This is a genomic window from Nostoc sp. FACHB-133, from assembly GCF_014698055.1.
In the GTDB taxonomy this organism is placed as follows: Bacteria; Cyanobacteriota; Cyanobacteriia; order Cyanobacteriales; family Nostocaceae; genus Nostoc.
In genome coordinates this window covers 22,116-48,792 of record NZ_JACJSH010000013.1, presented here as the reverse complement: position 1 = coordinate 48,792, position 26,677 = coordinate 22,116, and the positions used below count along the sequence as shown (strand labels likewise).

Below are 26,677 nucleotides of genomic sequence, written 5' to 3'. Positions count from 1 at the left end.
CTAAAGTTGGGTTTTATTTTAGATTCTCTTCTTGGACGATCTTAGCTTTATATCTCCTGGTCTAAAGGCAAGGGGTTTTACGCATCACACTTCATAAATTTTATTGGGAAGTCCCTGAATGTTTTTGTCTGGCAATATCACTCAATTTGGCTCTTAAATCTGCCCATTTGATACCTTCTAAGCTGGGTAAGACAACATGAGCGGCTCCAACTCGTTCAACGGGGCCAAGTCCTACTGCCCACATCCCAGCAGCTAGAGCCGCCTCAATGCCTGCTGCGGCATCTTCTACAACTACAGATTGCGCTGGTTCAAGTCCTAGCTGCTTGGCTGAGTACAAAAATAGATCGGGTGCTGGTTTAGGTTGCTGTACACTATAACCGTCTGCGATCGCATCTACTTTATCAGCAATGCCCAATCGCTCGATTACTGTACGGGCATTTTTGCTGGCTGAACCAATGCCGATTTTAATCCCAGCTTGTCGCAGTTCATCCAAGAAGGCAATCGCACCTGGTAACAAATCCTTGGATGTCATATTTTGAATCAATTCCACATAGTAGCGATTCTTCCGCTCCATCATCTCTTGGATTTGTGCTTCCGAATATGGTCTATCCCCAAGAATTAGCATGAGGGAAGCACGACGAGATACACCCCGCAGCGCTTCGTTATCCTGCCGATTAAATGGTATACCCTCTTCATCTGCTAACTTCTTCCAAGCTAGATAATGAAGTTCTGCTGTATCTGTCAGCACACCATCTAAATCGAAAATGAATCCTTGGATGTTGGGGGACTGGGGATTCGGTATTGGGGAAGATGAGACAGATAAAGAAGAATAACTCTTACCTTCTGCCCCCTGCCCCCTGCCCCCTCCCTCATTTGAGGGGGGATTTGGAGATAGGGAAAGTTGGAGATATTGTAGTTGACGATTTATATCTTGGCGGACTTGCCCTTTGCGGAGATCGAAGTCGTGCCATTTATCGCCCCAATGCAGTTTAAACTTCAGGCGCGTCCAGCCATCAGGCAGATGGGGGTTGGCTACTGGGCCATTTTCGGTGATTTGGATGCCACCGAATCCAAAAATTACAGCTTGCCAAATGCCACCAGCACTAGCACCATGAATTCCATCGCTGGTGTTACCTCGGTTATCTTCAAGATCCACCATTAATGCGTGCAGAAACACTTCGTAAGCTTTGGTTGATTTGCCCAAATCGGAAGCTAAGATGGCGTGAACTGCTGGGCCAAGGGAAGAACCATAAGTAATATCGGTACGGGGTGCGTAATAATCCCAGTTTGCCTGCAATGCTTTTTCGCTGTAGGGAAAATCTGCTGATTCTCTCATTAAATAAAGAAGCATCAATATATCTGGTTGTTTGATTACTTGATATTTGTTGATTTTCTCAACACCCAAGATCGGTTGCATAGAGCGATCACGTGGTTCGTAGTCTGCTAAATTTATATCTTCTAATTGGAAAAACCCCTCGCACTGCTCAATGAGTTGTGTTGATGGGTCATAGAGAAACAATATTTTGTTGATAATATCTTGCCAGTGCGTTCGCTCTTGGACGGTGAGTTGTAGTTTTTCTTCTAATTCTCTGGCTCGTTCGGGGAATTTTTGAACCAGCCAATCATAGACTGCGATCGCTTTCTCTAAATGCCATTGCGCCATCCGGTTTGTAAAGGCGTTGTTGTGAACGAGTTCATGGTATTCATCTACTCCGATCACGCCGCGAATTTCATACTGTTGATGCTCAGGATTGAATTCTACCCGACTTGCCCAGAAGATAGCGGTATCTAAGATGATCTCTGCGCCGCACTTTTGCATCCACTCATCATCACCAGTGGTTTGCCAATAATTCCAAGCGGCGTAGGGAATATCTGCATTGATATGAATTTCGCGATCGCGACACCAAATCCGCACATCTTCACCATAAAAATCATTTCCGAGGGCCCAACGTGGTGTTACTTCATCTCCACTATCAGCACTTTCCCAGGCAAACATTGCCCCTTTATAGCCGTAATGGGCCGCCTTGCGTCTAGCTCCTGGTAAGGTATGCCAACGGTAAGTAAGTAAGTTTCGGGCGATCGCTGGCTGGGTGAATATAAATAGGGGCAGCATAAAAATTTCTGTATCCCAAAATATATGACCGCGATAGCCAAACCCTGAAAGGGTTTTAGCAGGAATGCTCACCCTATCATCATCCCGTGCGCCAGCAATCAGCAGCTGAAACAGATTGTAGCGAACAGCAAAAGCAGCTGTGCTATCCCCCTCAATCAGGATGTCACTTTGTTGCCAAACCTCATCCCATGCCTGCTCATTGGCTTTTTGTAGTGTTGCGTAGTCTGGGAGGTGTGCGAGTTTTTCTTGAGCGGCTGAGACTGGGGTATCAATCTCCCGCGAGGTAAAAATTGTCACTAATTTTTCTACTGTTACAGTCTGTTGTGCCTTAGCTAAGAAGTTACTGCTTAAGGTTGGATAACCAGGGGCAGTATTGACTTGCAAAGATGCTTCAGCACCTAATATTGTCACCTTAGCTCCCATCCCAAGTTCAATTCGGGAGTGGCGGGTGCGGCGTTGCAACCAGATTCCTTGGTCAGTTTTGCCCTGATCTAGTCCTTCCCAGTGATTAAAACCCTGATTTTCGGGATAGCCGTTGATACTAGCTTGAATTTCAATTAACCCATCAAAATCTATTGGCGTTAAATGGCAGCGTAGCGCCAAAACGTGCGGATCTGCGAGACTGGCAAAGCGTTCAAAGCTGATGTCTATGGTGTTTCCACTAGGAGAACGCCAACGCAAAGCCCGGATGACTAATCCCTGACGGAGATCGAGTTGGCGATCGTAGCTCAATATCTCACCTTGATCGAGACGGAAGCGATCGCCATTCACAATTACTATCATGGGTAGCCAGTCAGGGCAATTTACCAGTTCCGTGTACACTACCGGCACATCGTCGTAGACACCGTTGATAAAAGTAGCTGGTAATGAATGAGGATACCCTTCCTCAAAACTACCTCTAGTTCCCAAGTATCCATTGCCGATTGTAAAGACGGTTTCTTTAGATTGTAATTGGTCAGGATCAAACTGGGTTTCGATTAATATCCAGTCTGTGTAAATAAAATGGCGAGAATGGTCTTTTGTTTGCATAAAGTGGGGAGTAGGGAATGGGGAATGGGGAAATGGGAAATGGGAAATGGGGAAATTTGATTTAGAGGTGGATGAACCACTGATTTGAGCCTAATGTTTCAAGTTCTAAGAGTGTGATGTTAATCACATTTTTACCCCCCTTAATCCCCCTTGGAAAGGGGGAAAACTGTTCCCTCCCCAATACATACGGGGAGGGTTAGGGTGGGGTAAAAAATATTTGATACACTACTATAGACTTTTCAAACATCCTCTGAGTCCTCCTGATAGACTCAAAATCACCATCCAGTCACAATTACGAATTACGAATTACGAATTAGCCCCATGTGCTTTTCTAAAATTTTTTCGGCTCTAGGTTTATAAATGAGATGGAATAATGTTTCCATATAGCGATCTCTGGCTTCGTTATTTTCTGGCGCAACAAAGTTCCAAAAAGTAAACATTTTTGCCAGTAGTAGTAATTGATTACTATGTAAATGCCAATTGTATCGGTTATGAACTCGCTGACTCATCCACTCTGAAACTTCGTACCAATGTTCAGGATGAGTATTGCATTGGTCAATAAAATCTAAAATTTTCTTTGCTGTTTCTCCTAAATCTGTAGGATTAACATTAAATTCCTCCTCTTGGTTTTCGATAATTTCTAAAGAACCGCCAAATTGAGTAGCAAAAGTTGGCAAGCCCGAAATCATCGCTTCCAAAATGCTCCGTCCAAAGGATTCAAAGCGGGCAAAGTGGACAGAAATTCCCTGACAATCTGCAACTACTCGGTAGGCTTCGCCAAGGTTGCTGCTAGGAATACGCATCCCCAGCCAGCGAATCTTACTATCGAGATGATATTCATCAATAATATTGTGGAGTTTTTGGATTTCTTCTGCTTCTTCTGGGTTTGTAGCTTCATCAGGATGCAGTTTACTACTCAAGAGGATCAAGTTACAATGCTCTTGCAACCTCTGACTTTGACCAAAGCACTCAGCTAATCCCGCAAGGTTTTTGATTGAACTGATGGAACTAACGGAAAAGATTGGTCGCTTATTAGGGCTATCTAAATGACCTAATATTTGGGGATCTTCGCGGGTAAAGAGTAGGTCGTGAATTTCTGTACAAAGGTTAGAATCTCGGTTTTCTTTGTGGCTATAGGGAAAGAAAATACTTTCATTTACTCCCGGTGGTACTAAGTTGAATTTGGGACTAAACAAATCAATCCCATCAACTACGTGGTACAACTGCGGCATAGTAAAGCATTTATACGATTCGTATTGACCTATAGTGTCTGGTGTGCCGACAATTTCTTGATAGGAAGATGTGATGATAAAGTCGGCTGCATTCATGCTAATTAAATCAGCAGTGAATTGTGCCGAAAAGTGGTATTGATTTTCTAAATCTTGCCAATATAAACTACTAAATAGATATTTAGGCTTTTCTAAAGAATGGGCAATATTGCACTGGGTAACTTTCATCCGGCGAGATAAAAGAGAAGCTACTAAGTTACCGTCGCTGTAATTGCCAACAAGAAGATTAGGTTTACCTTTGAATTGAGTTAGTAATTCTTTTTCTGCATCGATAGCAAATTGTTCTAAATAAGGCCAAATGTCAAATTTAGAAATCCAATTGTTAGTAATTTCTGGATTGAATTCACCAAAAGGAACGCGCAATATCCAAGCATTTTCAGTATCTTCGACTTTTTCTAGGGGCAGGTAGCAAAATGTCCCTTCACAGTTAGGGATTAGTCGGGTAAGAATAATTACATGGGGTTTGATACCTAGCTGGTCTAGTCCAGCGAGTTTGATTTGTTCACGCAGTTCGTTTTCTAAGCTGCGAGCTTGTTCTAGGACGTAAATAACTTGACTGAGTGTTTCATCTCTTCCGACAACATCTTCCTGTCCAACCCAGCCGTGGATGGAAATGAGGACGACACGAAAAACGGCGGGGACGCGGGCCACAAATGCTTCTAATATGCCCGGTTCTGGAGAGTAAATGAGTCGGTCGAGAAGTGCTAGGGTTTCGGAGACTCGCGCCACAGTGTTACCCCAACCTGGTTCAAAGCCTAGTTCTTGGAGGTCTAAGCGGAATTTTTCATAAGGTTCATCAGGCGATCGCTCATTCAGTAATTTGAGCGCTAGCTTAATTTGTTTGGCTAAATGAATACCGGAGGGAATGCGATCGCTCAACAGCAGCCGAATCCCATCATGTTGTAGCCCCTGTAATGCTTTAAACAACATTTCTACCCAATATTCGGGGTCAGCCAACAATTGATTGCACAGGTAACGGTTAAGGTAGGCTAAACCTTGACCAATATTTCTGGGGTCGTCAATTCTTGGAGAATCCTCGTAAAAGGGGTGGAGGTCGATTTCGAGGATACCGGGTTGGTAGCGGTTGACTAGGCGATCTCTTACATCTAACAGCGCTTGTTGCGTCATCTGCTCGAAGCTATCCAAATTGGCTGTCAATCGCCAAACTTCCTGGTTAGCAATCGTGGGTCGAATCACAAACCAGATACTTTCCTCTTCGATAATTATTTCGTGAGTGTACTGTATCAGTTTGCCAATAGAAGAAGAGTGGTAAAAATAGGCTGGCTTTTGGGATTCATGACAGTAATCGGCAAAAGCTTGCAAAATCTCATTTCTCAGAAAATAACCCTTACCTGAAGCACTCAACGTATAAATTAACTGATGCAGAGCAGTTTTTTCATCACCGTTGAAGACAGCTTGAACTAGTTCATACATGATGACGAATTCCAAAACTTTAGCTAGTCCACGACCTCATTCTTTTTTCCAGTTTCCGGTTCCGTGAGGTACATTTCCCACCTAATAGTAGGTAACTATAAAGACCACGCGCGTCTAGCTATGGGATGAAACCTTGCGAGGACTTCAAATCTATGGGATGAGGGAGTTACCTGGATTTCTCATAAGTGAGAAATCCAGGAGTGTGGAAGGTGTGGGAGGATGGGGAAGAAATCTGACCCCACACACTCCCCACACTCCTCTGCCTACACTATGCGTGAGAAATCCGGAGTTAGTCATTTGTCATTTGTGAGCAGAGAAGAACTTTTTGTTTGATTCCATACTCAATGCTCAATTCAAAAAACTGTCAATTTGGCTGGAGTAACAGCAAAGACAGATTATTCTATGTATAGTAGTTAGTTCTCAATCAGGCATAAAACACTATTCTCGGTCAAGCAATACAGCCAAATTTGAGCGATCGCTAGTAGAAAATTACTCCATAAATAAGTTAAATCCAGCAAGTTTTAGCATAATCAAACCAAATGTAAGCAGATTAAAGGCTGGTAAAACAGTCACTGCTAAAATTATCATCCGTCGTCGTTGTATTGCAGACATACTACTCAGCCAAATTCCAGCAACAGCTTATGGTGGCATAAACTGATACACCTCGATTTAGATAAGTTACATCAGGTTAGCTATGAACTACCACATTTCTTCTTCTGGGAAAAATTTTCATAAAGCCATTAGTCCAGAACAATTAGAGCAAGTTATGGAAGCCATTAGTGATGGTCGATATTCCTGGGCCTGTGTACTAATTTTGCGTTTCGTTGGTTACAATCCACTCCACTTTATTCCCCAACGAACTTACAGCCGTTTAATTAAAGACAATAGCCAGGTTTCAAATTCGTCTACATCTACAACAAATCAGAGCCAAGCAAATATCAAATCTTCTGTGACTAGCTCTAGTGCTTTTTACCCCACCCTAACCCTCCCCTTGGAAAGGGGAGGGAATTAGATTTCCGGCTTCCCCCCAATCCATCGGGGGGATCAAAAGCCTGTGGCGCAACTCTAGAAGACTTGTGTGTACACCGTAGCCTAAAAAGAGAGAGGTCAAACTGTATTGCTTCTATTCGAGAACCGCTATAGGAATCAAGAGAATAGAGAATTCCGATCCATCACTGATAGTGTAGCGCTAGCGATGTGAGGGTTTTTGCACCGAATTAATTATTAATTCTTAATCCTGAATTCTTTATATTAAAAATAAATTTAATTTGTAATTATATTAAGCCTAAAGTAATAACTTTTTGCAAGGCTTTTTCAAAAGTTATGCCCTGTTTGATAGCGATATACAACAATACTATTGCGGCGGAACGAATTGAATTATCACAATGTATCAGAGTCGGTTTGGGTAATTCAGCGATCATTTGATATATCTGGAGCATACTTTGATGATTAATGTCTTCAGTTTTGGTTGGGAAGTTAACATAGTACAATCCCAAAAACTCAATCTTCTTCTGTTCGTCAGCTAACAAGCCTGTTTCATCGGGTAAACGTAAGTTCAATACAGACTTATAACCCTCATCAGCTATTTGTTTGAGCTGGTCTAGTGTAATTTGTCCGGCGATCGCTAACTGATCGTTAATCTTCCTAACAATATTCATTAGCTACATTTATCCCTTTTTATCAATGTTGGCCATCCTCTAAATTTAAGAAAACAATTTGAGGAACTTGTGAGGGATAGGGCATTGGGAATCAAGACTTGTCGGGTTTTGGGGAATTGGGTTTGGGGAAAGAAAAAACCTTTAACCTTTTCCCCAAACCCAATTCCGAGTTAAAAATTCTTAACCGAGCAGTATTGCATTGGGAATTAATTCTTACCAATACACAATACCTACTCCTAGCTCATAACTCAGCACTGCCTCTAAATAAGTTGTGTAAACTTTTCAATAATTCTCTGGCCGTATAGGGTTTTGATAAAACTGCTTTCACATTAGCATCACAAGCTTGAGAAAAGATTTCCATCGAGTTCAGTCCGCTACAGGCAATGATTTTAACCTGGTTGTTCATTTTTTGCAGGGTGCGAATAGCGGTGATTCCGTCCATCTCCGGCATCATTATATCCATCAACACGGCATTGATTTGATGCTTGTATTGGGCATAGAGTGCGATCGCTTCTATGCCATTGCTGGCAGCTAGTATCCTATAGTTATAGTTTTCTAAAATGATTGCAGTAATTTCTCTAATTTGAGCTTCATCGTCTACAACTAAGATAAATTCTCCCTCTCCTGGAAGGACATCCAGGTCTTCTATCTTGAACGCTTCAGTTGCTTCCACTGCTGGTAAAAACAGGTCAAATTTGCTGCCTTTACCAACATTGGTAGACACTTTGATAAAACCGGCATGGCTTTTAATGATGCCTAACACTGTTGAAAGTCCGAGTCCTGTACCTGTGTTGACTTCTTTTGTAGTGAAAAATGGCTCAAAAATTCTATCTAATATTTCTGGCGGTATCCCAACTCCGTTATCGGCAACGGTAATCATAATGTAATGCCCAACTTGGGCATCGAGATTCATTCTGGTGTAAGCTTCATCAATAAACTTATTTTCTACAGAAATTGTGATCTTGCCACCATCTGGTAAAGCATCGCGGGCATTTACTACCAGATTCATCAACACTTGATGCAGCTGTGTGATGTCCCCAGTGATAGCCCAAGTGTCTTCTGGGATAATCGTGGACAATTCAATAGATTTGGGAAATGTTTCTTTAACGATTTGGGTAATTTCTGAAATCAGATACTTAACTTGGATAATTATCCGCTCTCCTTTAAATCCTCGCGCAAATGACAAGACTTGCTTCACTAAAGCTGCTCCACGTTGGGCGTTGCTTTCTACAAGTGCTAGCAGTTGTCCAGACCGCTCTTCGTCTTGGAAAAATTTTCCTTGTATCAATTGGGCTGCTGCCAAAATTGGTGTCAATATATTGTTTAAATCGTGGGCAATACCACCTGCAAGGATACCAATACTCTCCAATCGTTGAGCGCGAAAGAACTGTTCTTCAAGTTGTTTCTTTTCGGTGATGTCAGTGTCAACACTCAGGATAGATTTAGGTTTTCCTTCAAGATCGCGCATCAATGTCCATCGGCTTTGCACAACAATTTCTTTACCGGATTTTGTCACTTTAGATAACTCACCTTGCCACGAGCCACTCTCAATTACACTTTTTAGAGGTACTTCCAGTTGGTGCTGGGTTCCTGCTGGGTACAAAATTTTCCGGATGTCTTTTCCTATAACCTCTGTAGAGAGCCAACCATACATCCTCTCTGCACCTTTATTCCAAACTAATATTTGAGATTGGAAATCTCTAACTAATATGGCATCGGTGGTGATATCAAGTAGAGCGGCTTGTTCGGAAATTTTTTGTTCGGCCAGCTTGCGCTCAGTGACATCCCTATTTGTGCCGATCATCCGAATCGGCTGACCAATTTCGTTATAGTAAGTCTGACCTTTGCAGTTTAACCAGTGTAGGCTGCCGTCGGGCCAGATAATCCGATACTCTACAGATCCCTGTCCTTCCGCAATCATCCGAGCTATATTCGCAGCCACAGATTCCCGGTCTTCTGGATGGATTAAATTGAAATAATCTTCAAAGCTTGGACACAAGGTGTTGCTCGGTAGACCATAAAGTGGCCCCATATTGGCAGACCAAATACAAGTATTGGTGATCAGGTTCCGATCCCATATACCCATTTGGGCTGCTTCGGTAGCTAAACTCAATCGCGCTTCACTTTCTCGCAATGACTCTTCTGCCAATTTACGCTCGGTGATATCTTCGGCGATACCACCATAGTACTGAACTTTTCCTTGGTCATTATAGATAGCAAAGCCCCGATCCCAGATCCAGCGCATCGATCCATCAGGTCGAAAAATTCGATATTCTATTGAAACCAACTCACTAATAAGCTGTTGCTTTGCTGCAATAGTTAAGCAATCGCGATCGTCTGGATGAACGTTGTCTATCCAAGACTCAGGTTGCTCCAATAGACTTTGGCAAGAGCGACCCCAAATTTTTTCATAGGCAGGACTAACGTACAAGGTTCGGAATGAATCTGGGCTGGCAATCCAGATGACTGCATGGGTATTTTCGGCAAAAGTGCGAAATTTTTCCTCGCTTTGGTGTAATGCGGCTTCGGCAAGTTGGCGTTGGTGTAACGCGGCTTGCTGTTCAGTAATATCTCTGCCTACCCCTTGGATTTCAACAACTTCCCCTTTGTCATTATGAATTGCGATCGCATTCCATTGAAACCAACGAATACCTTTAACTGTAAATATCAGTCGTTCAGAATTAGTCAAGGGTTGGGATGAAGATCCTAAAGCTGTGATATTCTCCATCACTTGAGGCAAGTCATCTGGGTGAAAAAATTGCCAAAATGACTGACCATGATACTCATCTTGTTTCCAGCCAAAAGTTTGACAGGCAGCCATGTTAGCGAAGGTAATCTGCCCCTGCAAATCAATGCGGATAACTATGTCAATTTGACTTTCCACAAGTTGGCGATAGAGGTTTTCGCTTTGCCGTAATGCAAGTTCTGCGCGTTGGCGATCGGTAATTTCTTGTTGCAACAAAACGTTGGACATGGCAAGTTCTGCTGTCCGTTCCACCACTCGTTGCTCTAACTCCTCGTAAGCTTGGCGCAGTGCTTCCTTTGTCTGTTGACGTTCGCTAATATCGCAGAGTAACCAGCGCCAGCCAACAAGATCCCCTTTCGAATCGTAGATAGCAGCGACTCTAATTCTAGCCGGAAAAGCTTTACCTCCGCGTGGTTTTAGGGAAATTTCCCACTCCTGTAACTGCTGCGAATTATTTAGTCGGGCGTTAAAAGCCTGACGGTCTTGATGAGCAATAAATAAAATTAATGGTTTGTTTCGTAAATATTTTTGCCGGACAGCCAGCATGGTTGCTGCCGCTCGATTAGCCTCTTGGATAATCCCTGCTACATCAGTTACCAAATAACCATCTGGAGCAAATTCAAACAAATCCTGGTAACGTTGGCGCTCCAATTCTACTAGCTCACGGGCAACAGACAACTCTTCGTTTTGTTCGCGTAGTTCTTCTTCCACTACTTGGAGTTCTTCGAGAGCTAGCTGAAGTTCCTGATTAACTTGCATGATTTCAGCCGATTGTGCCTCAACCCATACTTTTAAGTAATTTTGAGTTTGGCTGCGGACTTGCTCTATCTCAATTGGCTGATTAACCCGCCTGAAATCATCTGTGGGTTTTTGTAAATATTCTTGCAAGCCTTCAACGACCCCAACCATTTTTACCAAGTCAAATGCTTGTAGCAGGCTAGCCTGGGTAATGATTCCTAGTAACTGCCCGCGATCGTCCAAAACGGGCAAATAGTCAGTCTGATGCTGACGCAATAATGACAAGGCAATGAAAATATCATTAGAATCGGATTGTCTAAGGGTAACTACTGGCTGCGTCATCACTTCAGCCATTGTCAGCGTGGATAAGTCTACTCCAGAAGCTATAAGTTTGATTACGTCCTTTCCTGTAAAAATACCTAATAATCTTCCTGCCTCCAAAACGAAGATGCAACTAGTTAGTGGTTGAGTTCTAAAGCCTAAATCTAATGAATTTAAACTAATAGGTGCATAATTGCTAGCTATTTCTTGACTCATTAAGGCAATAGCTTCGACTACAAAACTATCAATGCTAATCGTTAAGGGAGAACGATTAATAACATTAGTTAAACTAGGTATGTTAATCAGAGGATCGTTGAATCGCATAGTTAATTCGTCAATTCTAATGATCTTTTCGATATCAGTACGAAATAATAAAAGCTAGAGTAAGTAAATTGTTGAAAATCAATAATTATTCTGCTGCAATTGCTAATAAGTCAACTATTTGCCCTGTAAACCTTACAAGAGCTAACACAGGCGATACGATACAAGTTAGTAACTAAACCAGGAAGTAGATAGAATTTTAGAATTGCTAAACTCATTCTATTGTCAAATTAGAGATAGCAGATCATCTATCTCAAGAGATTACCCTAATTGATGGTCTTGGTAGTCTTATGAGTATGAAATATTTGCAATTAATTGAATAGTGTAAAGATTAAAACCTTGCTCCCGAACATTTGTACTTTTGGCTTTTATTGATAAGGCTCCAGCCACACTTTCAAGAGACAGAAGCCTTAAAGGAAAAGGGTTTTACATGTTTATTCAATCATAGTGACCTGCACGCCACCAGTAAGGCTGCTCTTAAGCCCAGATAATTAGAGAATTTCTCAATAGCCTAAAGTTATTACTTAAAAACTATGTATAAATATTGCAGAAATATTAAGTATCTTAAATTTCTTCACAAGTTCCTCATTTTTTTAAACTATAGTCAAAATATAAACAAGTTGTTTTAAATACCTACGTGCTTGTCAAGTGACTACTCTGATTTGCAATAACACTTTTATTAACAGGTTTGAGAAAATATGAATTACTGTCCTTGCTGTTCAAGCTTACTTTTAGAACATATACGCGGTGCAGATAGTTACTGGTTTTGTCGACACTGCTGGCAAGAAATGCCAGTTTATAAGCTGAACGAATCCAGTTTATTCACAGAAGCTGTCATAGGGAAAATACCTAGGAAGCCTCAAAAAGAAAAATGTAAAAATAATACTGTTTACGCAAGCCAATGGCAACCTATCAAAGAATGGATAGGGCTACAAGATTTATCTGCCTAATCTGAACTTACCGTGATCGTTTTGGTATAATTCAGATCTCAATAATTTGGCAAGTAATAGTCATAAAGTGTAAGGCTAGAGTTCAACCATAAGGTATTAACTGACACGGCTAGAAATATCAAGTCTAAAAAAGCTTGATTTTCGATTGTTATCTCATTTATCGCCTCTACATAGGAATGGCTAATAGATGCCTTGCCTCTAGTCAGCCATTAACAATTCGTAACGCTAGCACTGGTTCTCTGCTATTCTCCAGCACCTAACCCATTCATTAAGATTTATTGTTGACTTCAATAATTTCTTCTAGGACTTACGCAAACAATAGTCAAAACCCTGATTCTCTGGTAGGGGCGATTCATGTAGATGCGGAGCGGCTACTCTTACGAGAACGCTTTCAGCGAACCCGCAGGGTATTGCCCCTACCATGTGTAGTTTTGTGTAAGTCCTATCTTGTTTAAAACCCCCGACTTAATTCGAGGGTTTTAAATGCATGAAAAATGAATTTTTAATTTTGATTTTATCGGGATACTGCTAATGGGGCACTGCTTCTAGATGTACCCTGTATCATCTTCCCAAGATTCATGATTGAGTAGGTCGATAATTCTATCTCTGAGTAGAAATTCGTTTTTTTCTAACTCAAGTTCAAAATTAACCCAGTCACGATGAGGAATATATTTACATAGGGTATAAATCGGCTGCTGACGGTTAACAAGTCTCTTTTTAACAAGTTGAAGTGCTTCTTCCTTGATAACTTCGATGTTGTATTTAACCGTAGTGTTCATAGGTCGTTCCTTTATTTTCAATCAAGGAATTAAGAATCAAAACAATGGTTTCTTTGACTCTACCTTAAACTTATCAAATAAATTAGCGAGAATTGTGAAGAATCAAGACATTAACTCTTGCTGGAAGTTAGATATCTCAGTAAGATACTCTTTGAGTTTCCCAGTATACCCCCCCAGAGAGATTTTTGCAGAGCAATAACGCTAATATAAGAAGCTGTAAATAGCAGATGTAGATACTCTTTGGGCGACTTACCAAAAGGTAGGTTAGGGTAAATAACATTCTCTACAAAACTTATACTATGCTTTTGAATCTTGATAAAGTTCGTCAATATTTTCCTGCGCTAGCTGGTGAATGGACTTTTTTTGATAATGCTGGCGGTTCACAAACTCTAAAAAAAGTAGTAGATAGAATTAGCGAATTTCTCCTAAGTTCCGATGTCCAGTTGGGAGCTTCTTATGCGGTTTCTCAACTTGCGGGAGAAAGATTAGCTTTAGCAACTAGAGGAATGGCTACTTTGATTAATGCCAATTCTTCTAAAGAAGTAGTGATGGGCCCATCTACGACAATGATGTTGAAAGTTCTCTCAATTTGTCTAGGTCAAACCTTTACATCTGGTGATGAGATTATTATTACTAATTGTGACCATGAAGCCAATATTGGTGCTTGGGTGGCTTTGGAAAAACAAGGCATTAAGGTTAAAGTATGGCAAATTCGCCCAGATACCTTAGAACTTCATTTAGCAGATTTAGAACAATTGATGAGTCAGCGCACTAAATTAGTAACTTTGACTCATGCTTCTAATGTTCTAGGAACTATTAACCCAATCAAAGAAATTGCTACATTTGTACACGATCGCAACGCGATGATTTGTGTAGATGGTGTAGCTTATGCACCCCACAGATTAATTGATGTGCAAGATTTGGATGTTGATTTTTATGCTTTGAGTTGTTATAAAGTCTACGGGCCACACCATGCCTTACTTTATGGCAAAGAAGAACATTTATTAAGATTGCCCGGACTTAATCATTATTTTATTCAACAGACAGATATACCTTATAAATTTCAGTTAGGGAATGTCAATTTTGAATTAAGTTATGGAATGTTAGGCTTATGTGATTATTTAAGTGAATTAGCACAACTGCACTACGGCGATAAAACTGCACCTGATTTGAGAAGTCAGATGGTGCAAGCGTTTGATTTAATTAGCATACATGAAGAAGAAATTAGCGATCGCCTCTTAAGCTACCTCAACAGTAAGCCTAATGTCCGAGTAATTGGCCAACCAAATGCTGACCGTCAATGCCGTGTACCGACTATATCTTTTGTAGTAGATGGAATGAATAGCTCAACCATTCCGCCAAAAATTGACAAACATCATATTGGGATTCGCTACGGAGACTTTTACGCTAAACGGCTTATTGAATACTTGGGGTTAGCCTCACAAGGTGGAATAGTCCGGGTGAGTATGGTACATTACAACACCCTTGAGGAAGTTAACAGCCTGATTGAGGCTTTTGAGCAATTATTTTAAAATTGGGACTTGGGAATTGAGAATTGGGAATGGGGCATTGGTCATTGGTGATTAATCAATAATTCTTCTTCCCCTGCCTCCCCCGCTCCCTTGCTTCTTCCCCATTCCCTATTACCCATTACTAAGCTGCAAAACTTGTACCTCTTCTTGTGGAGAAATTAATGTTTTACCCACCGGGAGAACAGCTAAAGCATTAGTTTGAGCCAAATTAATTAAATTTCCAGAACTGTGACTACCACCAGCTTTGTGAAATTCATAAACACCATCAATTAAATGCAATTTACCCCAAAGGTAAGTTTCCCGCTTGCCATCAGATCGCAATTCATCATGCGATCGCACTTTCAAAAACACTGGTTCCCAACCTTCAGTAATTCCCGAAAGTTTATTGATTGCTGGTAGCACAAACCGCCAAAATGTCACCAACACAGCCGCAGGGTTTCCTGGTAAACCAAAGTAGAGTGGGAAGTTTGTAGAGACGCGATTAATCGCGTCTGTAGGATTAATCGCGTCTCTATTGGGAAAAGTGGCGACAGTAAGGGGTTTCCCTGGTCTCATTTCCACAGATCGAATGTGGATTTCTGCTTTTAGAGACTCTATAATTTTGTCAACATAGTCATAATCTCCCACTGAGACACCACCAGAAGAGAGAACTATATCAGCGATCGCAACGGCATGGGCAATAACTCTCTCCAGAGCAACTGGATCATCTTTCACAATCCCTAACAGTATTGGTTCTGCGCCACTCTCCTTTACCAAAGCTGCCAGCGCATACTGATTAGAATCCACAATTTGCCCTGATTGCAACGGTTGATCAACAGTCACTAATTCATCACCAGTAGAAAAAATTGCCACACGTGGACGGCGGTAAACATTTAATTGCGGACATTGTGCTGCCGCCAATACAGCTATTTCTGAGGCATTTAACTTAATTCCGGCTGGTAACAGTTGTGTTCCAGCTTGGTAAAAAGATGCTTTGTGTCTGACAAATTCTCGCGGTTGTGGCGCAGCCAGGATAAATACACAGTTTTCCTCGCGGCGTGTCCTCTCTTGGATGACTATAGTATCCGCACCTGCTGGAATCACCGCACCTGTGAAAATCCGCGCGGCTTCTCCTGATTGAATCCTAGACTTAGGTTGATATCCAGCCGGAATATCTTCAACAATTTCTAAAACGGCTGGTTGTTCCATGCTAGAGTGCTGCACATCTTCGTAGCGAACTGCGTAACCATCCATTGCCGAATTATCCCAATGGGGAAAATCTAGCGGACTGGTGACAGGTGTTGCCAAAATCCGACTATTGGCTGCCAATAAATCTACAACTTCTGCATCTCGTTGATAATCCAACGGTTGTACTAAATTTAAAATAATTGCTTGTGCATCGCTGACTGATACCATAGCGATCGCCTCCGACTTTTTACTTTATCTCTGTAAAGTAGCACTGAGTCTACTCTTGATTAGCTCTGGAGAGATTTCTATGAGCAGTTAATCCCAAACTACACACTGCTAGTAAACCTATAATTATGCTTCCTTCGGGAACTTGGGATACCTGAACGGAATTGTTACTTAAATCTAATATTTGCTTTGTGCCTGCTGCATCTCTATTGTTAAAACCAAATTCTTTAGCTAGAACCTCATCGCTAAAACCTTCATCTATGAGTGCGAGATTATTATTAAGCCAGGTGTCGCCAGGAAGTTCATCATCCTTGCCAACATCAAAGGGGCCAAAAATTTGCTGAGTAGTGTTATCAAAGTTAAATCTCAAAAAGCTGTAGTTAGATACACTACCAAGTACTGGAGTGAAACTATTTATCAGATTACTAAATGGATCGAAGAAGGAAATTGAGAGAGACTGCAAGTTCTTCGTAGCTCCCAAACCTGTTTCAGAAATGACGCTTGGAGCAGTTGTTGTGTCGTAGTTAAATGAACCTTTAGCTGAATAACCGGTGTCTCCCTTCCAATTAAAGTTAAACTCAGCAGCATCAGCTAGATCGTGAGTGGTTATGGCGATCGCTAATGCTAAAGCAGTAGTCGTCACCATCCCAATAGCTGTTTTAGCAAACAGATTTGTCATAGATACAACTTCCAAATAGGTTTTACAACAAAACAATACAATATTTACCAAAAACAGACTCTTGTGGAATGGGCAACATGAATGCCCTAATTATGGAACTTTTGTTTGTATGTAAGGGTTTAAAGACCAAACCCAAGTCATCACCTTAATATAAAAACAGCAGCAATCATTATTCTCCAACCCCTAAATAAAAATACTTAATTTTGTATGACTATCGAACGACTTCCCCAAAAACACTATCCCAAGGCTGAAATTGGGCGGCGAGGTATGGCATTAGGGCTTGATTTCCTTGGTGTCTGGTTAGTCAGTTCCCTACTGGGAGGAGGCGATATTGGGATTCAATTTTTGCAAATCCTAGTTTTTGTCATATTTTGGCTGATTTTGCGGGTGTTGGTGGTATACAACAATCAAGGGCAAAGTTTAGGGCGTTGGGCGTTCGATTTAAAGGTGTTAGAAGTCGAAGATGGGGAAGTCGTGGGCAGAATTCCAGATTTGCTCTCACTGGTGAAGCGAGAGGCGATCATCGGCTTGGGTGCGCTTTTGGTGTCAATTGCCCTGAGCAATATTAGAGCCAATCCCACTGCTATACTGCTAGTACTTCCCCTAGCAATTGATTGTGGGGCTGCCTTCTCTGATACCCAGATGCGGCAGGCTTTACACGATCGCTATTGTGGAACTTTCATTGTTTCGTCGCGTCGTGGCTACTCACTTGATATAAAAGTTAAAAGATTAGTTGAAAATATGCGGCGGAATGTGAGAAGATAGTCATTTGTGTTAATTCTCTTCAGGCTTCACTGTTTGTAAGATTATGGCTAAGAGTAAAGGTGCCCGCATTATTGTGACACTAGAGTGTACCGAGTGTCGGACAAATTCAGATAAGCGTTCTGCTGGTGTTTCACGTTATACCAGTACCAAGAATCGCCGCAACACCACTAACAGGCTAGAACTGAAAAAGTTCTGCACCCACTGCAACAAACATACCGTTCACAAGGAAATTAAGTAGAGATGAGTTATTTCCGTCGTCGTCTTTCTCCGATCAAGCCAGGAGAACCAATCGATTATAAAGATGTTGATTTATTGCGTAAATTTGTCACCGAGCGGGGTAAAATACTGCCACGGCGGATTACTGGGCTTACGTCTCAGCAACAGCGAGAGTTGACATTAGCAATTAAACGTTCGCGGATTGTGGCTTTGTTGCCATTTATCAATGCAGAAGGTTAGAGCAATTTTAGATTTGGAATTTTAGATTTTGGATTATAAAGGGAAGCTGCATTTTAAATAAACATCTGGCTTTGTCTTTCTGATTCCAAAATCTCAAATCTGAATCAGAGAGTGTAAAATGAATTGCTGCATGAAAAATTGTTGGATTTAGGATTTAATAAACACCAGTTATAAAATCCCTTCGGGTTCAGCAGTCGCTCATGGGGGAAACCCCCAAGACCGCGCTGCTTCACCAAAATCCAAGTTGCGCTGTAAGCGCACCAAAGGTGGAATCAAAATCTAAAATTATTAGAGCGCGAGAGTTGTGGAGAAGGGCACGCTAGTTGAATTTAGGGTTCAAGGCGATCGCCGTCTGGGGATCGTAGAACGTCCAGACGGTAAAACCCGCTGGTTTGTGGTAGACGAACGTGGTCAATCCCACAGCCTCGCGCCTAGACAAATAACTTATACAGTTACCGGACAAACTTACAAGCCCTCTGAGATCGCGAGCTTTTTAGAGCAAGTCAACCCTTATTTAGACCCATCTAGCTTAGAGGTAGCTTGGGAAATACTGGTTGAAGATGGGGAAACAATCACCCCAGAGCTGATGGCGAATCTGTTATTTTCGGAATCAGCCGCGCCTCATTGTTACGCCGCCTATTGCTTGTTATCAGACGATAAACTTTATTTCAAGCAAAAAGGAGACGCTTACGAGCCGAGAACTGCTGCTCAGGTGGCAGAACGTAAGCACCAGATGGAAGTAGAGGCATTAAAAGCTAAAGGACAGCAGGAATTTTTAACTCGTGTTGAGCAGGCGCTCAAAGGTGAAGCAGTAGAATGGCAGCGCCACGATCGCCAGCGTCTAGAAGGACTAGAAAAATACGCAGCGTTGCTTGCTGACACAGTGCGGACGGGAGTTAATTATGACTCATTAGCTCGCGCTTACCCGCCAAGCGCTCCAGTATTAGAAACTATGACTATGCTGGGACGGCCCACAACGCCTCAAGGGGCTTTTCAACTATTAGTAGATTTGGGTTGCTGGAGTCCTTATGAAAACTTGTTCCTGCGTCGTTCTTCAATTCCGATTCAATTTCCTAATAAGGTGTTAGAAGTGGCGCAACAGCGTTTGGATTTCCCGCCGATTGACTCAGATACAAACCGCCTTGATCTGACTCACCTGAAGGTTTACACCATTGATGATGAAACTACCACAGAGATCGACGATGGTCTAAGTTGGGAAATTCTACCCGATGGACGGGAGCGCCTGTGGGTGCATATCGCCGATCCCACCAGATGGTTAGTGCCGGAAGATGAATTAGATTTGGAAGCCAGAAAGCGGGGCAGTACAGTCTACTTACCTACGGGGATGATTCCGATGTTCCCAGAGGTATTGGCAACTGGGCCAATGAGTCTGATCCAGGGACGTGTTTGTTGCGCCCTCAGTTTCGGAATTGTTTTAGGTACAACTGGGGGAGTAGAAGATTACAGCATTCATACCAGTTCCATTAAGCCGACTTATCGCCTCACCTACGAAGATGTAGATGAAATGCTGCAATTACGGGTACAGGCAGAACCAGAAATTGCTGCGATCGCAAGTTGGGCACAGAAGCGCAAAGCTTGGCGTTACGCTCAAGGGGCAATTAGTATCACAATGCCCGAAGCGATGATCAAAGTCAAAGGTGACGAGATCAACATTGATATTTTGGACGATTCCCCATCACGGCAAGTAGTCGCAGAAATGATGATTGTTGCCGGTGAAGTTGCGGCTCGTTATGGTAAAGCTCATAACATACCTTTACCCTTTCGCGGTCAGCCCCAACCGGAATTACCCCCAGAAGAAGAATTACTGCTACTTCCAGCCGGATTCGTTCGCGCCTGCGCCATGCGTCGTTGTATGCCCAAGAGTGAAATGAGCATTACGCCTCTGCGCCATGCTGGTTTAGGTTTGGATACCTACACTCAAGCAACCTCTCCCATCCGCCGCTACAGTGATTTGCTTACCCACTTTCAACTGAAAGCCCATTTGCGCGGTGAAGTTCTGCCATTTTCCGCAGATCAACTGAAAGAAGTGATGATGAATGTCACCAGCATTACCCAAGAGGTGACGATGGTAGAACGGCAAACCAATAGATATTATGCTCTAGAGTATTTACGCCGTCATCCAGAGGAAACTTGGGATGTAACTGTATTGATGTGGCTGCGAGAAGACAGCAACTTGGCCTTAATTTTGATCGAAGATTTAGGTTTGCAGTTACCAATGGTTTTCAAACGTTCTGTGAACTTGGGCGAACAGATAGTAGTGAAAGTTAGCCATGCCGATCCGCAAAAAGATATGATTCAGTTTCAAGAAATAATTTATCAAGAAGCCCAAACAGCAGCGAATTAACTAATTTGTCATTTGTAATACTTGCTAGAGGCTAGTCTTATCAATTACAAATTATTTTAGCCTTGCTCTAACCCCTGTCGGTTAGGATATAGGGTAAATGGAATGAGGTAATAGTTGTGAATATATCTTTGACCCCAGAACTGGAGCAGTTGGTTAAGGATAAAGTTAGTAGTGGGAAATACCACTCAGTTAGTGAAGTGATGGGCGAAGCATTGAGATTGCTAGAAGAACGCGATCGCCTTCGAGATCAGCGTCTAGCAGAATTGAAAGCTAAAATCCAAGAAGGAATAGAAGCCTCAGAGCGTGGTGAAGTAGTCGATGGCGAAGAGGTATTTGCAGAAATTGAAGAAGATATCCGACGCGCTGAAGCTCAAATGCAAGAAGCAGAGGCCGCTAAATAATGAGTCGGTATGTTTTAACAATTCCAGCCAAGCAAGACCTCAAGGAGATTAATCGCTATATTATCCGCTTTAATCCTGGTGCGGCTCGAAGCCTCAACGAAAAAATAAAACAGCAGTGTAAACTATTGGCTGATTTTCCTAATATGGGGCAAAGTTGCGATAATTTTGCAATCGGTTTACGGAGTTTTCCAGTAGAAGATTATTTGATATTTTATCGTCCCATTGATGGCAGTGTCGAAGTTGTACGTATTGTGAGTGGTTATCGGGATTTAGAGACAGTTTTTTTAAGTGAGGATATCCCTTAAAATTGCATTTGATCTTAGCGATCGCCTTTCCGGAGAGTGACAGAAGAGAGTTATAACGGACTATCTAACTTAATTTCCATTCCAGCAATTTTATTAGTATAATAATGGATCGTGTCGAATTAAAGCTATACCATGCCTAAACTCAAGACTCGTAAAGCCGCAGCGAAGCGATTCCGTGCCACCGGCACCGGTAAAATCGTCCGTCGGAAAGCTGGCAAAAGCCACCTTTTAGAACACAAATCTTCCGACAAAAAACGTAGCATGTCCAAGACCACACTTGTACATGAACGCGATGAACTCAACGTGCGCTTAATGCTCCCATATTTGTAAGTCCTTCAGGAAATAAGTTATGACACGGGTAAAACGCGGTAATGTAGCTCGGAAGCGCCGCAATAAAATTCTCAAACTAGCTAAAGGTTTTCGCGGTTCTCACTCAACTCTGTTTAGAACTGCCAACCAACAAGTAATGAAGGCACTACGCAGTGCCTACCGCGATCGCAAAAAGAAAAAGCGCGATTTTCGTCGCCTCTGGATCACCCGCATCAACGCTGCTTCAAGACAACACGGCTTGAGCTACAGCCAATTGATCGGTAACTTGAAAAAAGCTGATATCCAACTAAATCGCAAGATGTTGGCACAATTGGCAGTCCTCGATCCAGCTAGCTTTGGCAAAGTTGCGGAACTAGCAAATCAAGCTAAAGGATAAAGGTGGCAAGGGATGTATAACAGATGTAACAGATGGCAAATAATTACTCGGTTACATCTGGTATTATCCGCCACGATATTTTGGATATCTTGCTTTTCCATAGTGGGGACAGGATTCACTGCATCTGCCGCCGAAATGCCAGAAATTCAGCAGCGCGGCTATCTAACTGTTGCTGTTAAAGACAACTTGCGTCCCTTGGGATTTAAAGATGCCAATGGTAATTTGCAAGGCTTAGAAATTGACTTGGCACAGCGATTAGCACTTGACTTGATTGGGAAAAGAGATGCTGTCAAATTGCAACCTGTAGCGAATCGCGATCGCCTGTCTGTTGTTTTAGACAAGAAAGTTGATTTTGCGATCGCTAGGGTGACAGCAACCGAGTCACGCAGCCGTATAGTTAGTTTCAGTGTTCCCTACTATTTGGATGGCACTGTATTAGTTACAAAAGATGCCTCTGTGAATAAGTTGAGTGATTTGGCAAAACAAAAAATTGCCGTACTTAACAACTCCAGCACCATTGCTCAAGTACGGTTCTATCTGCCAAACGCCGAGTTGGTAGGAGTAAATTCATATCACGAAGCGCGAGAGAAAATAGAAAGTAATACCGCCGTAGCCTTTGCCGCAGATGCTAGCGTTCTAAGCGGTTGGGTGCAACAATATCCTCAATATCGGCTACTGCCAACTAAGTTATCAACTGAACCCTTGTCTGTAGTTATGCCCAAGGGATTGCAGTACGATGAATTAAGACGAAATGTGAATCAAGCGATCGCTCGTTACTTAGAACAAGGTTGGCTCCAGCAACGCTCTCAATATTGGGGTTTACCGTAAATTGGTCATTAGTCATTAGTGAATAACAAATAACAAAGGACAAATGACAAATGATAAATAACAAACTTTATAATATTTGTATTTGCAGCAATGGATAACAGTCTAGCCGTTGTTTATCTCTCAATTTTGGTGTTTATACTCACAATTGCAGCCGTGAGTGTTTTTCGCCAGATTTTCAAAACTCGCAAGATTGAAGGCTCCTTTGCAAAATTGCGAAAGAAGTTAGAGAAAGAAAAGGGTACGACTCAAGAATATTATGAGTTAGCCAGTATCTATTCAGAAAAAAAACTATATTCCCAAGCGATCGCGCTGTTTCAAAAAGCTCTGAAAGCTGCCGAAGAAGAGGGAGAAGAAAATATTGCTCCTATTTACAACGGGCTGGGTTATATTTATTTTACCCAAGAGCAATATGACCTCGCAATTCGTCAGTATAAAGAAGCCCTGAAATCTAAACCAGACTACGTAACAGGGTTGAATAATATCGGTCACGCTTACGAGAAGAAAAAATTAACTACTCAGGCGTTACAAAGTTACGAAGAAGCACTAAAGTTTGATCCAAATAACCCTATTGCTAAACGCCGTGCTGAATCTTTACGCCGTTTGGTTTCTGCGTAAATGAGAGAATACAATACGGTTCGGTTAAGGAAAGAGACGCGATAAATTGCCGTCAAGACAAAGGACTGATTATTGTAAAGACGGCGATTTATCGCGTCTTTGTGATCTAGGGCGTGTCATCAAAAAACCTTATCCGAACAGTATTGTGAGAGAATTGGACATGAGGTATGGAAAAAAACTTTATTAGTCCCCAATTACCCTAATCGCTAACAAATTAATTTGGCTTTAGCTTCTTAATTTATCGGGTTTCAAGCTTCGGCTTAGAAATAGATAACTATACGTCTTTTGTAAGAATGTGAAAGATGATTAAGCGGCTAAGGCATTTTTTGTGGCTAGCTATTGCCATAATTGTTTTTATTTGTATCTCACTTGGTTTCATCGGAATATTGACGGCTCAACAGCCTGCGATTTCCCATCCTCTCGCTTCGCTAACAGAGGCAGAAATTAGTACAGCTGTTTCGGTCATTCAAAAAGAAAAAACTTTGAGCGAAATGGCAGCTTTTCCACTGATTGCTTTACAAGAACCAGATAAAGAAGAAGTTCTAAAATTTACACCTGGTAAAGCTTTCGCAAGAAAAGCTTTTTTAGTAATTTATGAGCGATCGCAAAACAAAACTTATGAGGGTATCGTTGACCTGAGAAGCAAAACCTTAAGTTCTTGGAAAGAAATACCCTCTGTTCAACCTGCGATCGTTGCTTCAGAATATGAACTGGCAACTCAGGCTTTTAAATCCGATCCCCGATGGCAAACAGCGATGCGAAAGCGGGGAATTACAGACTTCAACCAAGTCAAAATAAGTTGTTGGTCGCCAGGAATCCTGAGTAAACAGGAAGCAGCAGCAGGAAACCGTCTTTGTCGAGGTTTATTTTACTACAAGGGCGAAAGCGAACGCTGGAATTATTACGGCAGTCCAATTGAAGGAATATTAGGAACCGTCAATTTGAACACAGGTAAAATTTCTAGTTTCGTGGATAGGGGGATAGTTCCTTTTTCCCAGGAAAACTGGAACTACGATGTCAAGTCCTTGGGTAAATTACTTTCACCACTTAAAGCATTAAAGATTCTGCAACCAAATGGTGCAAGTTTCCGGCTCAATGGCAATGAAATTAGCTGGCAAGGTTGGAAGTTCCGCTATGTAATGAATCCCCGTAGTGGATTGGTGCTGTATCAAGTGACATACAACGACGGCAAAAATATCCGACCAGTTTTATACCGCGCTAGCTTATCAGAGACGGTAGTGCCTTACGGCGATCCAGATCCCACTTGGTCATTCAGAAATGCTTTTGATGTTGGGGAATACAATTTTGGTTCCCTCGCAACCACGATGGAATTAGGTAAGGAAATTCCTGAAAACGGTCTTTTGCTAGATGCTGTGTTTGCTAATGGCGATGGAGAGTCTTATGTCATACCAGGAGTTATCGGCATATACGAGCGAAATAACGGTATGCTCTGGAAGCATTATGATTATGGCACTCAGCGTAATGATGTTCGTCGTAGTCGAGAACTAGTCATGACGATGACTGCGGCCATTGACAACTATGATTACAGCATTAATTGGATTTTTCACCAGGATGGGACTTTGGAACTCCAAAATGAATTAACGGGTATCGTACTGGCGCAGGGAACAGCTGCTCAAAAGCAATCTGAGGATAATTCCTATGGTCGCCTAATCGCAAAGAATATCTTTGGAGTAAATCACCAACACTTTTTCAACTACCGCCTGGATTTTGATGTCGATGGTCAGGCTAATTCTGTAATGGAAATGAACGTGAAAGCTTTGCCGATGGATGAGAAAAATCCATTAGGAAATGCGATCGCAGTTGCAGAAACCCCACTCACTAAAGAAACGGCTGCTGTGCGCGATTTGGATCTAAAAAGCAGTCGGGAATGGATGATTGTGAGTGCTGATAAGGAAAATCCGCTAGGGGCTGCACCTGGATATATGCTAATGCCTGGTGGAAACTCCATGTTTTTGCCAGTGGAAGGCTCAAAAATCCGTCAACGGGCAGAATTTGCGACTCATCACGTCTGGGTAACAAAATATAAACCTGCTGAACTCTATGCGGGCGGAGATTATCCCAACCAGACTCAACCAGGACAAGGTTTACCAAAATATATTGCAGACGATGAATCCTTGATGGGTGAAGATATCGTGCTGTGGTACACAATGGGCGTAACTCATATTCCGCGATCGGAAGATTGGCCTGTGATGCCTGTTCACCGAGTTGGCTTTAAGCTAGTCCCTAGAGGATTCTTTAGCCGGAATCCAGCAATAAATTTACCTGAGTAAAATATTTGTTGGCTTAAGTTTCCTTCCTTCAGGTTTTTTGTCATGTCTAAAGGCGGTAACTTGAATGCTGATAAACTTATATAGGTCAAATACTGGCACTTGTTAAATAGGATATCTAATGAACTTTCCAGAAATTAATATTCCCGGTAATGGCAAGCTGCACGCTCGTTTAATTACTTCCTTGGGTGAAATTGTAGTTCGTTTGGAAGAAGAGCGAACCCCCAACACCGTCAAAAATTTTGTCGGTCTAGCAACCGGAACAATCGACTGGAAAGACCCTAAAACTGGTGAATCTGGCAAAGGAACTCCAGCTTACGATGGGGTTCGCTTTCACCGGGTCATCCCTGATTTTATGATTCAGTGTGGCGATCCCCTGAGTCGTTATCTAGATACAGCCAGCCGATGGGGTACTGGTGGCCCAGGATATCAATTTGAGGATGAGTTTCATCCTGAATTGAGACACACTGGTGCAGGTATCCTGTCGATGGCTAATGCTGGACGCGGTACAAATGGTTCGCAATGGTTCATTACAGAAGCACCAACGCCTCACCTTGACAACAAACACAGTGTTTTTGGTGAAGTTGTCCAAGGTCTAGATGTAGTCAGCAAGATTGCTAATGTGCCTACGACTAGAGATCGTCCGAATCAAGAAGTGGTGTTACAAAAAGTAGAAATTTTTCGGCAGTAATTAACATCTCTCTAGTAAGAATTCAGGAGTCAGGAGGAGGCAGTGCGGTCTGAAGGGGTTTCCCCATGAGCAACTGCCGTTCAGAATTCAGAATAGTTGGAAAATCAATGGCTGTATACCTACTTGATTCTGAATTCTGACTTCTGTATTCTGCATTCTTTTCCAATGATGATTAGCACCCCACCCCAAATTGAAAACAAACTTTCCGAAAAATTAAGATTTATTTAAATAAAACAACAGCCATGTTGTTAAAATCAGCAGCTACATCCCAATCAG

22 protein-coding genes are annotated in these 26,677 nt (G+C 42.1%); 14 read left to right on the top strand and 8 right to left on the bottom strand.

Annotation, left to right across the window (positions count from 1 at the left end):
* Positions 1-100 precede the first annotated feature (100 nt).
* The 3 genes from pgmB to H6G86_RS39515 form a co-directional block, all read right to left on the bottom strand.
* Entirely contained in the window at positions 101-3,142 is a 3,042-nt protein-coding gene (pgmB, locus tag H6G86_RS13045; protein WP_190934686.1) for a beta-phosphoglucomutase, read from the bottom strand.
* Positions 3,143-3,441: 299 nt separating this feature from the next.
* On the bottom strand, positions 3,442-5,865 hold the full coding sequence (locus H6G86_RS13040) for a sucrose synthase (protein ID WP_190934685.1): 2,424 nt from the start codon (positions 5,863-5,865) through the stop codon (positions 3,442-3,444).
* Positions 5,866-6,354: 489 nt separating this feature from the next.
* Entirely contained in the window at positions 6,355-6,477 is a 123-nt protein-coding gene (locus H6G86_RS39515) for a hypothetical protein (RefSeq protein ID WP_265578552.1), read from the bottom strand.
* Positions 6,478-6,559: 82 nt separating this feature from the next.
* On the opposite strand from H6G86_RS39515, the gene H6G86_RS13035 reads away from it, so the two are divergent.
* Positions 6,560-6,877 carry a HetP family heterocyst commitment protein gene (locus H6G86_RS13035; RefSeq protein WP_190934684.1) on the top strand — a complete coding sequence of 106 codons (318 nt, stop codon included), beginning with the start codon at positions 6,560-6,562 and terminating at the stop codon, positions 6,875-6,877.
* Between the two features lie 262 nt (positions 6,878-7,139).
* Here H6G86_RS13035 and H6G86_RS13030 read toward each other — a convergent pair whose 3' ends face one another.
* From H6G86_RS13030 to H6G86_RS13020, 3 genes are all read right to left on the bottom strand, one after another.
* Entirely contained in the window at positions 7,140-7,523 is a 384-nt protein-coding gene (locus tag H6G86_RS13030) for a protein tyrosine phosphatase family protein (RefSeq protein ID WP_190934683.1), read from the bottom strand.
* A 241-nt stretch (positions 7,524-7,764) separates the two neighbouring features.
* On the bottom strand, positions 7,765-11,652 hold the full coding sequence (locus tag H6G86_RS13025) for a PAS domain S-box protein (protein WP_190934682.1): 3,888 nt from the start codon (positions 11,650-11,652) through the stop codon (positions 7,765-7,767).
* A 1,492-nt stretch (positions 11,653-13,144) separates the two neighbouring features.
* Positions 13,145-13,378 (bottom strand): DUF4327 family protein, encoded by a 234-nt coding sequence (locus tag H6G86_RS13020; RefSeq protein ID WP_190934681.1) that lies wholly within the window; start codon positions 13,376-13,378, stop codon positions 13,145-13,147.
* A gap of 299 nt (positions 13,379-13,677) precedes the next feature.
* Here H6G86_RS13020 and H6G86_RS13015 point away from each other — a divergent pair, with 299 nt between their 5' ends.
* Positions 13,678-14,910, top strand: a complete 1,233-nt coding sequence (locus H6G86_RS13015) for a cysteine desulfurase-like protein (RefSeq protein WP_190934680.1) — start codon at positions 13,678-13,680, stop codon at positions 14,908-14,910.
* A gap of 111 nt (positions 14,911-15,021) precedes the next feature.
* Here the strand turns inward: H6G86_RS13015 and H6G86_RS13010 are convergent, their stop codons facing one another.
* Both H6G86_RS13010 and H6G86_RS13005 read right to left on the bottom strand, forming a co-directional pair.
* Positions 15,022-16,305, bottom strand: a complete 1,284-nt coding sequence (locus tag H6G86_RS13010) for a molybdopterin molybdotransferase MoeA (RefSeq protein WP_190934679.1) — start codon at positions 16,303-16,305, stop codon at positions 15,022-15,024.
* Between the two features lie 49 nt (positions 16,306-16,354).
* Positions 16,355-16,981, bottom strand: a complete 627-nt coding sequence (locus H6G86_RS13005; RefSeq protein WP_190934678.1) for a PEP-CTERM sorting domain-containing protein — start codon at positions 16,979-16,981, stop codon at positions 16,355-16,357.
* A 207-nt stretch (positions 16,982-17,188) separates the two neighbouring features.
* Between H6G86_RS13005 and H6G86_RS13000 the strand changes: the two genes are divergently transcribed.
* From H6G86_RS13000 to H6G86_RS12945, 12 genes are all read left to right on the top strand, one after another.
* Positions 17,189-17,746, top strand: a complete 558-nt coding sequence (locus tag H6G86_RS13000; RefSeq protein WP_190934677.1) for an RDD family protein — start codon at positions 17,189-17,191, stop codon at positions 17,744-17,746.
* Positions 17,747-17,789: 43 nt separating this feature from the next.
* Positions 17,790-17,984: a 50S ribosomal protein L33 gene (rpmG, locus tag H6G86_RS12995; RefSeq protein WP_094333178.1), complete on the top strand. Its 195-nt coding sequence runs from the start codon at positions 17,790-17,792 to the stop codon at positions 17,982-17,984.
* 2 nt (positions 17,985-17,986) lie between these two features.
* Positions 17,987-18,202: a 30S ribosomal protein S18 gene (gene rpsR, locus H6G86_RS12990; RefSeq protein ID WP_012411240.1), complete on the top strand. Its 216-nt coding sequence runs from the start codon at positions 17,987-17,989 to the stop codon at positions 18,200-18,202.
* 304 nt (positions 18,203-18,506) lie between these two features.
* The gene (locus H6G86_RS12985) at positions 18,507-20,567 is read left to right on the top strand and encodes a ribonuclease catalytic domain-containing protein (protein ID WP_190934676.1); all 2,061 of its coding nucleotides are present in this window, start codon (positions 18,507-18,509) and stop codon (positions 20,565-20,567) included.
* A gap of 116 nt (positions 20,568-20,683) precedes the next feature.
* On the top strand, positions 20,684-20,968 hold the full coding sequence (locus H6G86_RS12980) for a type II toxin-antitoxin system ParD family antitoxin (protein ID WP_190934675.1): 285 nt from the start codon (positions 20,684-20,686) through the stop codon (positions 20,966-20,968).
* Positions 20,968-21,273, top strand: coding sequence for a type II toxin-antitoxin system RelE/ParE family toxin (locus tag H6G86_RS12975; protein ID WP_190934674.1), 306 nt, complete (start codon positions 20,968-20,970; stop codon positions 21,271-21,273). The genes H6G86_RS12980 and H6G86_RS12975 overlap by 1 nt, the downstream gene beginning before the upstream one ends.
* A gap of 132 nt (positions 21,274-21,405) precedes the next feature.
* On the top strand, positions 21,406-21,603 hold the full coding sequence (gene rpmI / locus H6G86_RS12970) for a 50S ribosomal protein L35 (protein ID WP_012411238.1): 198 nt from the start codon (positions 21,406-21,408) through the stop codon (positions 21,601-21,603).
* 19 nt (positions 21,604-21,622) lie between these two features.
* A complete protein-coding gene (rplT, locus tag H6G86_RS12965) occupies positions 21,623-21,979 on the top strand; it encodes a 50S ribosomal protein L20 (protein WP_069069781.1) in 357 nt (118 codons plus the stop codon).
* A 12-nt stretch (positions 21,980-21,991) separates the two neighbouring features.
* Positions 21,992-22,807, top strand: coding sequence for a transporter substrate-binding domain-containing protein (locus tag H6G86_RS12960; protein ID WP_190934673.1), 816 nt, complete (start codon positions 21,992-21,994; stop codon positions 22,805-22,807).
* 90 nt (positions 22,808-22,897) lie between these two features.
* A complete protein-coding gene (locus H6G86_RS12955; protein ID WP_163930454.1) occupies positions 22,898-23,422 on the top strand; it encodes a tetratricopeptide repeat protein in 525 nt (174 codons plus the stop codon).
* Positions 23,423-23,724: 302 nt separating this feature from the next.
* A complete protein-coding gene (locus H6G86_RS12950; protein WP_190934672.1) occupies positions 23,725-25,713 on the top strand; it encodes a primary-amine oxidase in 1,989 nt (662 codons plus the stop codon).
* Positions 25,714-25,831: 118 nt separating this feature from the next.
* Complete coding sequence (locus H6G86_RS12945) at positions 25,832-26,401, top strand: peptidylprolyl isomerase (RefSeq protein WP_114084641.1); 570 nt, start codon at positions 25,832-25,834, stop codon at positions 26,399-26,401.
* The last annotated feature ends 276 nt before the right edge of the window (positions 26,402-26,677 follow it).

Coding starts and splice junctions, on each gene's coding strand:
- pgmB (WP_190934686.1), bottom strand. CDS start 3,142: ATGCAAACAAAAGACCATTCTCGCCATTTTATTTACACAGACTGGATA.
- H6G86_RS13040 (WP_190934685.1), bottom strand. CDS start 5,865: ATGTATGAACTAGTTCAAGCTGTCTTCAACGGTGATGAAAAAACTGCT.
- H6G86_RS39515 (WP_265578552.1), bottom strand. CDS start 6,477: ATGTCTGCAATACAACGACGACGGATGATAATTTTAGCAGTGACTGTT.
- H6G86_RS13035 (WP_190934684.1), top strand. CDS start 6,560: ATGAACTACCACATTTCTTCTTCTGGGAAAAATTTTCATAAAGCCATT.
- H6G86_RS13030 (WP_190934683.1), bottom strand. CDS start 7,523: ATGAATATTGTTAGGAAGATTAACGATCAGTTAGCGATCGCCGGACAA.
- H6G86_RS13025 (WP_190934682.1), bottom strand. CDS start 11,652: ATGCGATTCAACGATCCTCTGATTAACATACCTAGTTTAACTAATGTT.
- H6G86_RS13020 (WP_190934681.1), bottom strand. CDS start 13,378: ATGAACACTACGGTTAAATACAACATCGAAGTTATCAAGGAAGAAGCA.
- H6G86_RS13015 (WP_190934680.1), top strand. CDS start 13,678: ATGCTTTTGAATCTTGATAAAGTTCGTCAATATTTTCCTGCGCTAGCT.
- H6G86_RS13010 (WP_190934679.1), bottom strand. CDS start 16,305: ATGGTATCAGTCAGCGATGCACAAGCAATTATTTTAAATTTAGTACAA.
- H6G86_RS13005 (WP_190934678.1), bottom strand. CDS start 16,981: ATGACAAATCTGTTTGCTAAAACAGCTATTGGGATGGTGACGACTACT.
- H6G86_RS13000 (WP_190934677.1), top strand. CDS start 17,189: ATGACTATCGAACGACTTCCCCAAAAACACTATCCCAAGGCTGAAATT.
- rpmG (WP_094333178.1), top strand. CDS start 17,790: ATGGCTAAGAGTAAAGGTGCCCGCATTATTGTGACACTAGAGTGTACC.
- rpsR (WP_012411240.1), top strand. CDS start 17,987: ATGAGTTATTTCCGTCGTCGTCTTTCTCCGATCAAGCCAGGAGAACCA.
- H6G86_RS12975 (WP_190934674.1), top strand. CDS start 20,968: ATGAGTCGGTATGTTTTAACAATTCCAGCCAAGCAAGACCTCAAGGAG.
- rpmI (WP_012411238.1), top strand. CDS start 21,406: ATGCCTAAACTCAAGACTCGTAAAGCCGCAGCGAAGCGATTCCGTGCC.
- rplT (WP_069069781.1), top strand. CDS start 21,623: ATGACACGGGTAAAACGCGGTAATGTAGCTCGGAAGCGCCGCAATAAA.
- H6G86_RS12960 (WP_190934673.1), top strand. CDS start 21,992: ATGTATAACAGATGTAACAGATGGCAAATAATTACTCGGTTACATCTG.
- H6G86_RS12955 (WP_163930454.1), top strand. CDS start 22,898: ATGGATAACAGTCTAGCCGTTGTTTATCTCTCAATTTTGGTGTTTATA.
- H6G86_RS12950 (WP_190934672.1), top strand. CDS start 23,725: ATGATTAAGCGGCTAAGGCATTTTTTGTGGCTAGCTATTGCCATAATT.
- H6G86_RS12945 (WP_114084641.1), top strand. CDS start 25,832: ATGAACTTTCCAGAAATTAATATTCCCGGTAATGGCAAGCTGCACGCT.